We start from the raw sequence: 14813 nt of genomic DNA on the forward strand, positions 1-14813 counted from the left end.
ATGGAACATCCACATAGTCTCACAGTAAATGGTTCCGGCAATTCAGCAGGCGGAGATTATAATAAAGTGAAGATTCGCGGTGAAGGAACGATTTCTAATGATATGAGCTGTAATGAATTTAAAACGTACGGCACGAGTGATGTACGGGGTAATATGAAAATGAAAAATTATGTTGTGTATGGAGATAGTGAAGTACAAGGAAATGTAGATGCAGAATATGTAAAAGTATACGGTAATACACAAATTCATGGTGATGCACATATTGAAAAAACAAAAGTTAGAGGTATGATAGATATTGCGGGGAAGTTTTCAGGTGATTTTGTCGATGTAAAAGGTGCTTTAAATGTTAGGGGAAATATTGAAGTAGAAGATTTATCATTAACTGGTGGTCTTGAAAGTGATGGATTACTTAATGCTGAAAATATTCAAATCTCACTTCGTTATGAAGGAAGTAAGGTAAGAGAAATTGGTGGTAAAAACATTACGATTCGTAAAAAAGCGAGATTTCTTCCTTTTATTAGTCATGTTGGAAACCTCCAAACTTCAATTGTGGAAGGAGATGATATTTATTTAGAACATACGATTGCTGAAGTAGTGAGAGGAAACAACGTTACAATTGGCCCTGGGTGTGAAATTAGTGTTGTAGAATATCATACTAGTTTTAATCAAAAGGGTAATGCAGTCGTTAAAGAACATAAACAAATATAAGTAGTACGAGGGAGAGCAAGGTTATGGTTGAGAAGAATAATAAGCTCGGCTTTGTTGTGGCGGGCTTATTGCTAGGTATTTTAATGGCATCAATGGATAATACCATTGTCGTAACAGCGATGGGAACGATTGTTGGTGACTTAGGAGGTCTTGAAAACTTTGTATGGGTCGTTTCTGCCTATATGGTCGCAGAAATGGCAGGCATGCCGATATTCGGTAAACTATCAGATATGTATGGTAGAAAGAGATTCTTTATTTTTGGTTTAATCGTTTTTATGATTGGTTCAGCACTTTGTGGTACTGCTGAAAATATTACACAGTTAGGTATTTATCGTGCCATTCAAGGTATTGGCGGCGGGGCATTAGTGCCGATCGCGTTTACTATCGTTTTTGATATTTTCCCTCCTGAAAAACGCGGGAAAATGGGCGGTTTATTCGGAGCAGTATTTGGTTTATCGAGTATTTTTGGACCGTTGCTTGGCGCGTATATTACAGATTATATTAGCTGGCACTGGGTATTTTACATTAACTTACCGCTTGGCATTTTAGCACTTATTTTTATTACATTCTTTTATAAAGAGTCACGAGTTCATAGAAAGCAAAAAATTGACTGGTTTGGTGCAATTACTTTAGTTGGTGCAGTAGTTTGTTTAATGTTTGCTTTAGAGCTTGGCGGACAAAAGTATGACTGGGATTCTAGCTTTATTTTAAGTTTATTTGGTGCATTCGCTATTTTAATTGTTGCATTTATTTTTATTGAACGAAAAGTAGAAGAGCCAATCATATCATTTGAGATGTTTAAGCAGCGCTTATTCGGAATGAGTACAATTATTGCATTATGTTACGGTGCTGCGTTTATGTCAGCAACTGTGTACATACCGTTATTCATTCAAGTTGTATACGGTGGTACCGCAACAAACTCAGGATTACTACTATTACCGATGATGTTAGGATCAGTTGTAACAGCGCAATTAGGTGGATTTTTAACGACGAAGCTTAGCTACAGAAACATTATGATTATTTCTGCTGTTATTATGCTAATAGGACTATTCTTATTAAGTACATTAACGCCAGAAACAAGTCGTGCATTATTAACAGTGTATATGATTATTATCGGATTTGGGGTTGGTTTCTCATTCTCTGTACTAAGTATGGCGGCTATCCACAACTTTGGTATGGAACAGCGAGGGTCTGCGACTTCAACGAGTAACTTTATTCGTTCATTAGGCATGACGCTTGGTATTACAATCTTCGGAATGATCCAAAGAACAGGTTTCCAAGATCAATTAGAAGAAGCATTTAAGGGTATGAGCGGAGGAATGAATACAAACGCTTTAGGAGATTCAAGAGCTATTCTATCAGAAGCGGCAAGATCTCAAATCCCGCCGCAAATATTAGATAAAATTATTGATGCTCTTTCTAGCTCAATTGTCCAAACATTTATGTGGGCATTGGTACCAGCTGGTTTAGCATTCATATTTATTTTCTTTATGGGAAATGAGCGTATGGTAATGAAGAAACAACAAAAGAATAAAAAGAGCGAAACATCTAAAGCGTAATGAAAAAGCTCCCTTCCAATTGGAAAGGAGCTTTTTCGTATGTACGGTTTTAGATTAGCCTTCGATGATTTCGTATTCTTCGTCTGCTAATAATAAAATTTGTGTTTTCTTACCTTTGTTTTGAACTTCGATTACATCGTAAGCACCTAGGTCTCTTATTTTGCTTTGAGAAGCGTTAACCATAACTTCAATAGAATCAATTAAGATATCTTCTTCAATGTATGATTCAGGCAATGCCATATCTTCAGTATCTAATACACATGCGTATAGATTTTGTAAGTTTTCAGCAGTTGGATTTTGTTCTTCAACATCAATGATGTTTTTTACTGCTTCCATATTTTCTTCTTTTGCTTGGTATACTTTAATTTTAGCCATTGTTTTAATCTCCTTTATAACGTAATCGTAGAGGCTACACTTCATTATAACGTTTTTTTTATGAAAGATGAAATCGTTATATGTATTTATAGGGAAATTTATGCGTTATTACTCATTATTGGCGTAATTTCATTATTAATGAGATGAGTAGGTAGCTATATTCCTACGTTAAAGTTATATTGTCCAAGCTTATCTCATATCCCCCTCATATTATGTGTATGAGATAAAACATATAGAGAAGGGATGGGGTGTAAGTGGGTTGTGAGCCGAAAAGAAATTATCGATGTTTCCAAAAGGATACGAGTTAAGAAAAATAGATGAACATATTGTAAATAACTCTACATTACATAAAGTCTCTGAAGATTTTACAAGTCAATTTCAATCAGTTGAAGATTATATAAACCGAGGTATAAGATATTGTGTTTTGTATAAAGGAGAAGTTGTATGCGGTGCATCATCATATAGCATTTATGATAGCGGGATTGAAATTGAAGTAGCGACTAATTACAATCATAGAAGAAAAGGGTTAGCGACTATAGTTAGTGCAGCACTAATCTTGGACTGTTTAGAAAAAGAGATATACCCAAACTGGGATGCAGCGAATACTACATCTGCAAAACTAGCTGAAAAACTAGGATATGTTTTTGATAAGGCGTATGATACTTATTTTGTGGATAATAGATGAAATCGTATTTTCAAATAAAAGAGCAGTTAGCAAAAGCTAACTGCTCCTCTCCAAAGGGGGAATGGAGAGATACAATCATGTTACTTACATTATTGACGGGAGGTTGATTTTTAATCAATCTATTATAAAAGTTGAGATAAAATATTTTTAATTAACCCTGAGGATCCAATTAAGAGTACTGATAAAAAAACGATTGAGAATATACTTTTTTTAGGTTTTTTTAATTCTATGTATATGTTAATAATGGCACCAATTGCAACTACAGTAAAGATAACGAGTCTTACTACATCTATCATAAATAACGCTCCTTTTAATTACTTAATTGTATTATATAGGAATTCGCGTTTCGATTAGTTTATTTAAATACGATTTAAGGTAATTTTAAACAAACTAATCTTTTATACAAAAGTAAGGTTAAGGAAAAAGATAGCGTAAGTAGTAATAGTATATCTTGTAGAAGCTGATGTAGACCAAATAAAGTAGGGTTATTATCTATGGGCAAGTATAATTAATATATATACTCACTTTAGGTACCTTTACAACTTAAATAATAAAACATGCTTTTCATAATGATCCAAACACCAATTATATTTTTCTAGAATAATGGGATGAACAAATTCTTTCGTAGTATCGACCTCAGTATAGCCATATTTCTTATAAAAGTTTTCTAATTCCTCAAAAGGAAGGCAATATACATGTTGTACTTGTAATTTCTTCGCAGTTTCTACTAAAAATGAAACAAGTTCCCCAGCTAATTGTAGACCTCTAAATTTAGGAAGAATAAGTATCCCACCCATTTCTAAAGTATCTTCATCTATTTGGACTAACCGGCCAACACCTGCATACTCATTGTTATATGTAATGATTGCAACTTTATCTCTTTTTAAATCACTGCGTACAAATCCTATTGAGTCGTATTGATTATTAATCCATTCTAAATCATTAGATGTAGCCATTTGAATACTCATTTATATCTCCCCTTTATAAAAAATGTAATTTTCTTATTATATAGAATATAATATCAGGAAAAAAGTGATTATAATGGCATGATTTTTATTATCAGTTCAAGTTTTGAAGAATAGTGCATACAATATAAAGTGTTTTCCTTTCTTCATTTAAGTTTTACGTATATAATTTAAAAGTACTATTTTTATTTTATATTTTTTATATTTATAACAGAATAGAGGTTTAAAAATGGGTGTTAAAATCATTACGGATAGTGCAGCGGATTTACCGGTAGAATTGCTGCAAGCATATGATATTGATTTAATTCCACTCCGTGTTTATGATGAAGCAGAAACAGAGTATTTAGATGGAGTTACATTAGAGTCAGTTACATTATTGCAAAATATGAGAGAAGGCGCTGTTTATAGAACGTCATTGCCTTCACTTGAAACTTTCCAGGAAAAATTTGTTTCTTATGCAAAAGAAGGTAATCCTTGTATATATTTAGCTTTTTCATCTGAACTGTCTGGTACATATCAATCATCAGTTCTCATTAAAGAGGAAGTAAAAGAAACACATGCTAACTTGGATTTAGAAATTATTGATACGAAATGTGCTTCGCTTGGTCAAGGGCTTGTCGTATTAGAAGCTGCTAAAATGGCGAAAGACGGTGCATCAAAAGAAGATATTTTAAAACGTGTTGATTTTCTAATGAACCATATGGAACATATCTTCACTGTAGCTGACTTACAGTACTTAGTGAGAGGTGGACGTTTAAGTAAAGTCGCAGGATTTATCGGTGGTTTACTAAACATTAAGCCAATCTTAAACGTGGAAGAAGGAAAGCTTGTACCACTTGAAAAAGTCCGAGGGAAAAAGAAAGTACTTGGCCGAATTGTCGATATAATGGAAGAGCGCGGAAAGGAACTTAAAGGTCAAACAATCGCAATGACTCATGGTGATGACTTAGAAACAGCTGAAGCATTAAAAGCATTAATTACTGATAGATTTGGCTGTGAAGTATTTATCGTAAATACAATTGGTGCAGCAATCGGAGCACATACAGGACCGGGTGTTATAACGTTATTTTTCTTAAATGAAGTAGAGTAAAGGATTGATCTTTTGATCAATCCTTTTTTTGTGATGTAATTATTTCCAAATAATAAAGTGCTGTTGATGCTTGAAATGATTAGTGTTAAAATATTTGTTTCTCTATGGATAAATGGAATCTATACATATTAAATAACCTTTTAGTATGAATTATAAAATAGGGGACTAAATATTATTGAAAATAATAGAATGATGATATAGAAACTTGGAGGTTAATTATGAGTTTTTTTAGTTTAAAAGTAGCATGTGGTGTTTGTGAGAATAAGGTTGGCTTGAATCGATACAAAGTAAAAAAATCAAATGCTTGGATTTGTCCAGATTGCTTGAAAGAAGCGGGTGGTATGACTGTTATACCTGTAAATAAAATTACAATTGAAGAAATTAAAGAAATGATTGAAGAGAAGAAAGCTATAATGAATGCAAGAGCAGAAAAAATTGCTAAAAATCCGATGTCTACTGCTGAAGGAATGTATCAATACAGTGTTGAAAATAAATTCGGTTCTGGACATAATGAAAAGTGGGGCTTAAAGCATTTCGGAGTACTTGAAACAAACTTAATGCAAGACGAAGAAGTTTTAATGACATTTATCGGTTTACATAATTATGAATCTGCAACAAAACATGATCGTAATTTTGCATATGCTATTACGAATAAACGAATTATGTTTGGACAAAAATCTTTAACTGGTGAGAAATTCAAATCTGTAGCTTACGAAAAAATAAATGATATAACATTTGAAAAAGGATTATTATTTGGGGTCTTAACAATTGATACTCCTCAAGAAAAATTTAATATTTCTTTAGATAAAGAGTCAGCAACTGCTATTAATAATAATGTTCATCAAGTTTTAGATTCATTAAAAAAAGAAAAAGTTGAGGAAAGACCAGCAACAAATGCTACTATTTCTGTAGCAGATGAGCTGAAAAAATTTAAGGAATTATTAGATATGGGCGTTATTACAGAAGATGAATTTAATGTGAAGAAAAAGCAGTTACTAAATATATAAATTATTTTTTATGAAATTAGTATGAAAATGCTAAATATAAGATATAAAAAAGATGATTCTGTTGTGAACAGAGTCATCTTTTTTATATGTTGAAGTGTTTTGTTTATAAAAATCTAAATATTTTAAGATATTAAAAATTATTCATTTCATATATAATTGTGTAGGGAGAATATCTGTAACTATTTGTAAAAATAGGAGGCGGCTATAAAAATGAATGAAATTGCTACGTGGGATTTAGATCGATTGTATTCAAAGGGGGATATTCTAGTACCAATATTGGAGTTGAAAGAACAATATTTTGTAACAAAAGATATAGATATTCTTTCAAAACTTATACAAGCTATTGAAAAAGCAGAATACTATTTGTACTGTCGATTGGCTGAAGAAAGTGTTGCATCGGATAACACTAGATTGACTGTGAAAGTAAAGGAAGTAAAAAGTGAAGTGCAGCAAGTCATACAGCAAAGTGAGATGGAAATTACCGATAATACTAGGCTAATAAAAGATGAACTAAATGCGTGGGAAAATATGTACATACAATTAAGGAATAGGATAGAAATAAAGCACAATAATAAGCAATTATCATTTGGACAAGCAAATCATGTTGCAATGAATAGTGATAATGAAAAGGAAAGGCTAGAAGTATTCGAGTCATTAACATGTGCTTTACATAAGGAGAAAGAAATTTTTGCTACTGTATTAAATCAAATAGGAAGATTGCGTAATACAAAGAGTAATGAATTAGAAGACATAGATATTTCAACTCAATCTTTACATGCAAATGGCATTTCAGAAACTGTATTATTGCAAATGTGGAATGCGACAGAAGAAAATCTAGATAAATTAGTTAGTGCTTTAAATGTGTATAAGAAAGGCAGAGCTTCAATTACATGGCATGAACTTATGACAGTAAAGGCGAATGATGAGGTTATTATTCCTTTTTCAGTAGCAGTACAAAACATATACGATGCTTTAAAAAATATAGATGAAGAATTAGCAGAATTTGCACGTCATGCGATAGAAAGTGGTTGGGTAGATGCAGAACCGAGAGATAGTAAACCACCAGGTGGATTTTGTGCACCTTTTTTCAGTGAGAAAGAATCACGAATCTCTATGCGTTACGACGGAAGTATCGATAGTGTAAGAGTACTTGCCCACGAACTAGGACATGCTTGGCATTTTTATAATATGAGTTTTGAACAATCCTCTTCTTTTTTAGATGATTATTTGCCAATGAGTACAGCTGAATCAGCATCTATTTTCTTTGAAACGGTGCTTATAAATTATCTAATTCAAACAACAGATAGCATAGATATGAAAAAGTCATTGCTTAGCTGGAAAATAAGAAACTGTTTGAATTATGTAATGGCAATTCGAGCATCGTTCGAATTTGAGAAGAACTTTTATGAGAAATGTAAAGAAAGTCCTTTAAGTGCTGATGAAATCGAGAAATTATCTATAGCAGCTCAAGAAAAAGCATACGGGAATGCATTATTAGAATATCAGCCGTTTGTTTGGGTGAAATATATTCAATTTTATATAGCAGATGTTCCTTTTTATAATTATCCATACACATTTGGCTATTTAGTTAGTTTTAGTTTATTAGAAATAGCTCAAGAAAGTAAAAGTACTTTTCACTTGAAATATAAAGAGTTTTTACGAGAAACAGGAAAAGCTCCAGTGGAAGAACTTATGAAAAAACATTTTGAAACAGATATAACGAGCTATGTATTTTGGGATAAAGCTTTTAGACAAATTTCTAAAGATATTGATGAATATTTGAGGCTTATGTAGGGAGAGAGTATAGTGGATCACCAACTTATAAAGGGAATACCTTTTTCAACTTTAGAATATGAAAAGGCTATAAGTTTATTAAAAGATTGGGTGCATGAACAACGAGAGAAACCAAGGTTTGTAGTAACTGCAAATCCTGAAATTGTGATGTCTGCAAAGGAAAACACGGCTAAATCTAAACAGTTTAAAAAGATGTTACTATCTGCTGATTTAATAACAGCGGATGGAATTGGTGTCATAGTTGGCTCGAAAATATTAAAAGGAACGCTGAAAGAACGCGTCACTGGGGCTGATATCACTCACGATTTAATAAAATATTGTAACGATAATCGATACCGTGTCTTTCTTTTTGGAGCTGCTCCAGAAAGTAATAAAAAGGCATTAGAAAAATTAAATGAGCAGTTCCCAGGAGCACAGTTTAAAGGACAGCATGGATTTGTAAATGGTGAGGAAATAGAAGAAGTAAAAATGAAAATAAAGAAATTCAAGCCGCACTTATTGCTAGTAGGACTAGGTTCACCAAAACAAGAAGAATTCATCTATGAAAACATACAAACATTAAACGTTCCACTATCTATTGGTATTGGTGGTATGATCGATATATTATCTGGTACTGTAAAAAGAGCACCAAAAATTATGAGGGATACTGGAACTGAATGGCTATATAGGTTACTTTCACAGCCGAAAAGATTTAAGAGACAACTTGTACTTCCAAAATTTTTAATTTCAGTTATGGTAGAGAGGATGAAAGGAACAGCAAGTTAAGAAAGGAAAAAAGATGATAGAGTCGTTATCTAATGAAAAAGCTAATATGATATTACAAGAGCTGCAAGTAGAGTGCGAATCTTTATTTGAATTTCAAATACAAAAAGTAATTCCAATTCATCGTGGTTGGTTAAACTTGAAGTGGAAACTCGAAACGGATGTAGGGAACTTTGTATGAAAGCAATATAATAAAGAACGATACGCGATCTATGGGTAGATAATTTCTTATTCCATAACGATAAAGTCTCAGCAATTCTAGATTTTGATCGTATGGATTATGATTATGTAGAATTGGATATTGGGCGTGCGGTTATATCTTGTACCTTACATGATGGGGGTTTAAATAAGAGTCTTGTTGCATCATTCTTAGCGGGGTACCGCAATGAATTAGACTTTCCAGTAGGGAATATTGTTCGGGCAATTCAAATGCTTTGGTACATGGAGAGTACTTGGTGGATTTATGCCAATATGGATCAGCATAGTGTACCACCTGCACGTTTTGCGAATGAAATGAATTGGATAGCTGAAAATTACGGTGTATTACATAATATATTGGCAGATTTATAAGAAAAAAAGGGGACAACATACATGAACAGAATCGGCATTATCGGAGCAATGCAAATTGAAATAGACTTACTTTTAGAAAAACTAGCTATACAAGAGAAACAGACAATTGCGGGGATGCCTTTTTACGTTGGAGAATTCATGGGAATGGAAGTGATTGTTACAAGATGTGGTGTAGGGAAAGTAAATGCAGCCGCATGTACGCAAACGTTAATTCATAAATTTGATGTAGATGCTATCATTAATACGGGTGTTGCTGGCGGGCTACATCCAGATGTAAAAGTTGGAGATGTAGTCATTTCAACTAACGTAACCCATCATGATGTAAGTAAGACTCAAATGAAAAACTTATTCCCGTTCCAAGAGGAATTTCACGCAAGTAAGAAATTAATGGAGTTAGCACGTACTGCATGCAATAGTAGTAGTTTACATATTGGGGTTCATGAAGGAAGAATCGTAAGCGGTGAATGTTTTGTTGAAGATTCAAAACTAAAAGCGAAATTAATAGATGAATATGCACCGCATTGTACAGAGATGGAAGGTGCAGCAATTGGACATGTTGCTTACATAAATGAAGTACCGTTTCTCGTAATACGATGCATTTCTGACAGTGCAGACGATGAAGCACAAATTTCTTATGATGACTTCGCGAAAACGGCCGCAAACTATTGTTCAGAAATTATCGTTGAGATGTTGAAAAATATATCGAGTAAAACTTATAGTTCAAAAGGAGGGAATGAAATGTTACAAGCATTCATTTTTGATATGGACGGAACGTTATTTCAAACAGATAAAATTTTAGAATTATCGTTAGATGATACTTTTAATCATTTACGTTCATTAAAATTATGGGATACGGTAACACCTATTGATAAGTACCGTGAAATTATGGGCGTGCCGTTACCGAAAGTTTGGGAAGTGTTACTACCGAATCATTCTATTGAAGTAAGAGAACAAACTGATGCATATTTTTTAGAAAGATTAATTGAAAACATTAAGAGTGGAAAAGGTGCTTTATATCCGAATGTAAAAGAGATTTTTACATATATAAAAGAAAATAATTGTTCAATTTATATTGCAAGTAATGGTTTAACTGAATACTTACGAGCAATCGTATCTTATTATGCTTTAGACCAATGGGTTACTGAAACATTTAGTATTGAACAAATAAACTCGCTTAATAAAAGCGACTTAGTAAAAAGTATTTTGAACAAATATGATATAAAAGAAGCAGCTATAGTTGGGGACCGATTATCTGATATAAACGCAGCCAAAGATAATGGCTTATTTGCGATTGGATGTAATTTTGATTTTGCACAAGAAGATGAACTTGTTCAGGCGGATATAGTAATAGATGATTTAATGGAGCTTAAGGGCATTTTACTTAAAGTGCAAAATACGCATGCTACGAATTGAATAAAATAATAACCATAAAAATGCTCAGAATAAAAAATTCTTGAGCATTTTTATATATTTTCATATTAAGGGGGAATTTATTTGAAAGATATACATATTCAACAAATTGAAGATTTAATGTTATACGAACACAATTACCTTGTTCAAGAAAGCAAAGAAGAAGGATTTAATTTCCTAATAAAACTAATAAGTGAATATGAAAATAAAATAAACACATTTAATAAAACTGGTGAATGTTTATATGGTATTTTTCAAGGGGAAAAGTTAATTGGAATAGGAGGGTTGAATGAGGATCCTTATACAGAAAATAATAAGATTGGTAGGGTAAGGAGATTTTATATTGCAAAAGAATACCGAAGGAAAGGAGTAGGGAGGTTACTGTTATTGCGAATTTTAAGCGATGCGAAAAAATATTTTAATATTGTTGTCTTGCATACAGATACAGAACAGGGAGACAAATTTTATACTTCAAGTGGATTTGTGAAAGGGACAAAATATGTAGGAGCGAGTCATTATGTGAACATATATAAAAGGATATAGTTAATTATTATTTATCTCTTCTATCGGAACTTTTGTTCTGTTTTTTAGGTGGATGGGTGGTATAATTTATATGAATCTACTATTAGAATGGGGAATTGGATAATGGGAGAAAATAAAATTATTAATGATTTCAATGAATATTCAATTTGGATAAATACATTGAAAGGTATGAAAGAGGAATTGTGGGTGGCACCAATATCAGAAGGGAAATGGACTGTTGGTGAGATCGTATCTCATATTATGAACTGGGATGACTATCTTCTACGTGAGACATTATCATCAGTGAGAGATGGACAGGGAATGGATTTTCCTGATTTTGATACATATAATAAACTAGCATCTAATTATGCCAAATCAGGTATATCTAAAATGAAACTTCTTGAAGAAGCAGAAGCTAAAAGAGAGTTACTTGTAAAAGAACTTAGATTACTGCCTGCTGGAAATCTAGAGAAACCTTTAACGGCCAATGGGGTATCATACTGTCCTCATACTGGAACGCCGTATTCTCTTATTTATATTATTAAAGAATTTATAGAGCATGATAACCATCATAAAAGACAGATTATTCATTTTTTAAATGAAAATGCAGTTGCTAACTGATAAAGAAAGATCCCACAAATGATATTTATGGGATCTTTCTTACATTATAATTTAACATTCATTTCTTTCAATAATCCCTTCGGATTACCTTTTACATAATAGAAGTGTGGATTATTTTCATCGTCGTAAAGCATAATATAAGGTTTTTCGTTAAGTGGTAGAAGAATAAGTACTTCATCAATTGTAGTTTGTAGCCATTGATTTGTAATAGAAACTGGTTTAGATAAAGGGATTTTTATCATGTGACCATCTTTTGGAACGACATTTAAGTTTTTGAACGGGCCAGTAATAGATTTAGCATATTGAACAGCTTCTTTTTGAATAGCTGAATCTAAAGATTGTTTTTGAACGACCATTTCTTTTTTGCAATCAAATACTTCAATTTGTTGATTACTATTTGCGAACACGTTTGTCGATAATAAGAAACAAAGAAGAGTAATGACCCCGATTTTTTTAATCATAATATAACACCTCGTCTTTACTATACCCTTAAAAAGTTCAAATATTTTTCTGTCACATTTATGTAACAAAGAAGTTGTATAATACAGTTGGTTTTTGTTTAAAAGTAATGGAGGATCATTCATGAAAGTATTAATTGCAGATGATGAACAAGATATGTTAAGGATTTTAAAAGCTTATTTTGAAAAAGAAGGCTTCGAAGTGTTATTAGCGAAAGATGGAGAGGAAGCACTTCAAATATTTTATGATGAGAAAATTGATTTAGCTATTTTAGATTGGATGATGCCGAAACATAGTGGTATTACTGTCTGTCAAGAAATAAAAAAGAATTCAAGCGTAAAGGTATTAATGCTTACGGCAAAAAGTGAAAGTGAAGATGAATTAGCAGCGCTTCAAAGTGGGGCAGATGAATACGTAAAAAAACCATTTCATCCAGGCGTACTCATTACGCGAGCGAAAAAGCTAATACAGCATGATGATGTCATTCAAGTTCAAGATTTGAAAATTGATTTTACGAAAAATAAAGTTTATAAAAATGACAAAGAGTTAGATATTACAAAAACAGAGCTAGAATTAATAAAGTGTTTTTTAAATCATAAAGGCATGATTTTAACTCGTAAAAAATTGTTAGATATCGTATGGGGATTTGACTACTTTGGAGAAGAGCGAACTGTTGATACACATGTAAGAAGATTACGTAAAAAAGTTGGAGAAAATATTATAAAGACGCATCGTGGGCTAGGATATAGTTTGGAGGAACAGAGTGAATAAACTTGGAAAAAAACTATTTCTCAGCATTTCTTTAACTGTTATTCTTATTTTTACGATTTCTTTATTATTAATTAACTATCTTTTACCGAAATATAATATTTACAAAACACGAGAAAGTTTAAAAGGTATTACAGCACAAATACAGTCCATACCGAGCGAACAAATAGATGAAGCAATTTCTAGCATTGAAAATAAAGGAACTGTTACGATTGCGTATACATCAATTAACAATTCGGAAGATCATATTAATGATGAGTTACGCTTGCAACTTACAAGGAAAAGAGTTGCCCTTAATAAACTTTGGATTACAAAAGGTGAAATAATAAAAGTAAAGAACTTCGGACAATTGAATAAAATATATGATCAAGAGAAAACCAAATCTAGTTTTTTTGTGAAATATATTGCGAAAAACGATATGTTGATTTTAGTAGGGGTTTCTATCGCACATTCGAATGAAATAATAAAAACGTTAAACGCATTGTATTTATTCATTTTAGGTATGACGATTTTACTTATTATTGTACTTGTATGGATATTGTCAAAAGCAATTACGACACCACTGAAAGAATTAAGTGATGTCGCAGAAGATATTTCACGTTTAAAGTTTAAAAAGACAAAAGTGAAAACGAATGATGAAATAGGAGACTTAGCCACTAGTATTAATATCATGAGTGAAAAACTACATGAAGCCCATGAAGATTTAACAGATCGAAATGAACATTTAAAACGATTTATGGGTGATGTGACGCATGAATTAAAAACACCAATAGCACTAGTAAAAGCATATTCTATGGGAATAAAAGATGGTCTAGATGATGGTACGTACATAGATACAATCATTAAACAAACAGATCAAATATCAAATTTAATTGAAGAATTATTACGATTTTCTAAATTGGAAAGAGATGTTTTGCAAAAAGAAGAATTCTCTATTAAATCACTACTCCAAAGTATTATAGATAAGCATAAGATTGAACTGGATTCAAAAGAAATTGATTTGCATGTGAATTATAATGTTGGCGATGCAATTATTTATGCAGATGTAAATAAAATGAGTATGGTATTACAAAATTTAATTTCCAATGGGATAAAATATACAACAAATCAAAATATAAAAATTACTTTAGAAGATCGAAATGAAAGTGTATATTTTCAAATTCAAAATGGTATGAATGCTGAACAAATGAAAGATATCGATAAAATTTGGGAGCCTTTTTACGTCTTAGAATCTTCTCGTAGTAAAGACCATTCAGGTACAGGACTAGGTTTAGCAATCGTGAAAAGTATTTTAGAAAGGCATGGTTTTGACTATGGTGTATCTACTATAGAGGGAGAAATACGGTTTTATATAACTATGAAGAATGAATAATTTAATACGATTAGAAGCATCGTCTATTAATAGGCGATGCTTCTAATTGATTATATGTGAGTAGTAAACGAGAATAAATAACTTCAAAAAATCGTTGGAAGAGTGTTCTGCAAATTTCTCAAGTGGTTGTATGAGATATTAACTGA

Annotated in this window: 15 protein-coding genes and 2 pseudogenes; 13 read left to right on the forward strand and 4 right to left on the reverse strand. The window is 32.1% G+C overall.

The features are described from left to right. On the forward strand, positions 1 to 708 hold the full coding sequence (locus PDQ68_RS08880; RefSeq protein ID WP_061182649.1) for a cytoplasmic protein: 708 nt from the start codon (positions 1 to 3) through the stop codon (positions 706 to 708). A 23-nt stretch (positions 709 to 731) separates the two neighbouring features. Then, complete coding sequence (locus PDQ68_RS08885) at positions 732 to 2267, forward strand: MDR family MFS transporter (RefSeq protein WP_061182648.1); 1536 nt, start codon at positions 732 to 734, stop codon at positions 2265 to 2267. A 54-nt stretch (positions 2268 to 2321) separates the two neighbouring features. Here the strand turns inward: PDQ68_RS08885 and PDQ68_RS08890 are convergent, their stop codons facing one another. Further along, positions 2322 to 2642 carry a hypothetical protein gene (locus tag PDQ68_RS08890; protein WP_001062732.1) on the reverse strand — a complete coding sequence of 107 codons (321 nt, stop codon included), beginning with the start codon at positions 2640 to 2642 and terminating at the stop codon, positions 2322 to 2324. Positions 2643 to 2919: 277 nt separating this feature from the next. Here PDQ68_RS08890 and PDQ68_RS08895 point away from each other — a divergent pair. Further along, positions 2920 to 3327: pseudogene (locus PDQ68_RS08895) on the forward strand (GNAT family N-acetyltransferase); the annotation flags it as partial. A 122-nt stretch (positions 3328 to 3449) separates the two neighbouring features. On the opposite strand, the gene PDQ68_RS08900 reads toward PDQ68_RS08895, so the two are convergent. Together PDQ68_RS08900 and PDQ68_RS08905 are read right to left on the reverse strand one after the other, a co-directional pair. Then, complete coding sequence (locus PDQ68_RS08900; RefSeq protein ID WP_046647385.1) at positions 3450 to 3623, reverse strand: hypothetical protein; 174 nt, start codon at positions 3621 to 3623, stop codon at positions 3450 to 3452. A 240-nt stretch (positions 3624 to 3863) separates the two neighbouring features. After that, entirely contained in the window at positions 3864 to 4295 is a 432-nt protein-coding gene (locus PDQ68_RS08905; protein WP_061184265.1) for a GNAT family N-acetyltransferase, read from the reverse strand. Between the two features lie 226 nt (positions 4296 to 4521). Between PDQ68_RS08905 and PDQ68_RS08910 the strand changes: the two genes are divergently transcribed. The 8 genes and pseudogenes from PDQ68_RS08910 to PDQ68_RS08945 all read left to right on the forward strand — a co-directional run bounded on the left by PDQ68_RS08910 (position 4522) and on the right by PDQ68_RS08945 (position 12068). Continuing rightward, positions 4522 to 5382: a DegV family protein gene (locus PDQ68_RS08910; protein ID WP_061184292.1), complete on the forward strand. Its 861-nt coding sequence runs from the start codon at positions 4522 to 4524 to the stop codon at positions 5380 to 5382. Between the two features lie 218 nt (positions 5383 to 5600). Further along, complete coding sequence (locus tag PDQ68_RS08915) at positions 5601 to 6389, forward strand: PH domain-containing protein (RefSeq protein ID WP_016717738.1); 789 nt, start codon at positions 5601 to 5603, stop codon at positions 6387 to 6389. Positions 6390 to 6599: 210 nt separating this feature from the next. Continuing rightward, entirely contained in the window at positions 6600 to 8183 is a 1584-nt protein-coding gene (locus PDQ68_RS08920) for a M3 family metallopeptidase (protein WP_061182510.1), read from the forward strand. A 12-nt stretch (positions 8184 to 8195) separates the two neighbouring features. Beyond that, positions 8196 to 8948, forward strand: a complete 753-nt coding sequence (locus tag PDQ68_RS08925; protein ID WP_061182511.1) for a WecB/TagA/CpsF family glycosyltransferase — start codon at positions 8196 to 8198, stop codon at positions 8946 to 8948. A gap of 13 nt (positions 8949 to 8961) precedes the next feature. After that, positions 8962 to 9515 (forward strand): annotated as a pseudogene (locus PDQ68_RS08930) (phosphotransferase enzyme family protein). A 21-nt stretch (positions 9516 to 9536) separates the two neighbouring features. Beyond that, entirely contained in the window at positions 9537 to 10928 is a 1392-nt protein-coding gene (locus PDQ68_RS08935) for a 5'-methylthioadenosine/adenosylhomocysteine nucleosidase (protein WP_061182512.1), read from the forward strand. A gap of 81 nt (positions 10929 to 11009) precedes the next feature. Beyond that, the gene (locus PDQ68_RS08940; RefSeq protein WP_061182513.1) at positions 11010 to 11468 is read left to right on the forward strand and encodes a GNAT family N-acetyltransferase; all 459 of its coding nucleotides are present in this window, start codon (positions 11010 to 11012) and stop codon (positions 11466 to 11468) included. Positions 11469 to 11570: 102 nt separating this feature from the next. Beyond that, on the forward strand, positions 11571 to 12068 hold the full coding sequence (locus tag PDQ68_RS08945; protein WP_061182514.1) for a DinB family protein: 498 nt from the start codon (positions 11571 to 11573) through the stop codon (positions 12066 to 12068). 44 nt (positions 12069 to 12112) lie between these two features. Here PDQ68_RS08945 and PDQ68_RS08950 read toward each other — a convergent pair whose 3' ends face one another. Next, positions 12113 to 12529 (reverse strand): hypothetical protein, encoded by a 417-nt coding sequence (locus PDQ68_RS08950; protein ID WP_061182515.1) that lies wholly within the window; start codon positions 12527 to 12529, stop codon positions 12113 to 12115. A gap of 121 nt (positions 12530 to 12650) precedes the next feature. On the opposite strand from PDQ68_RS08950, the gene PDQ68_RS08955 reads away from it, so the two are divergent. Further along, entirely contained in the window at positions 12651 to 13298 is a 648-nt protein-coding gene (locus PDQ68_RS08955; protein WP_000865980.1) for a response regulator transcription factor, read from the forward strand. Continuing rightward, positions 13291 to 14667, forward strand: coding sequence for a sensor histidine kinase (locus PDQ68_RS08960; protein WP_016717732.1), 1377 nt, complete (start codon positions 13291 to 13293; stop codon positions 14665 to 14667). Before PDQ68_RS08955 ends, PDQ68_RS08960 begins: the two co-directional genes overlap by 8 nt. The last annotated feature ends 146 nt before the right edge of the window (positions 14668 to 14813 follow it).

Origin of the sequence: Bacillus cereus group sp. Bc010 (assembly GCF_027716745.1) — a bacterium.
GTDB classification, from domain to species: Bacteria; Bacillota; Bacilli; order Bacillales; family Bacillaceae_G; genus Bacillus_A; species Bacillus_A pacificus.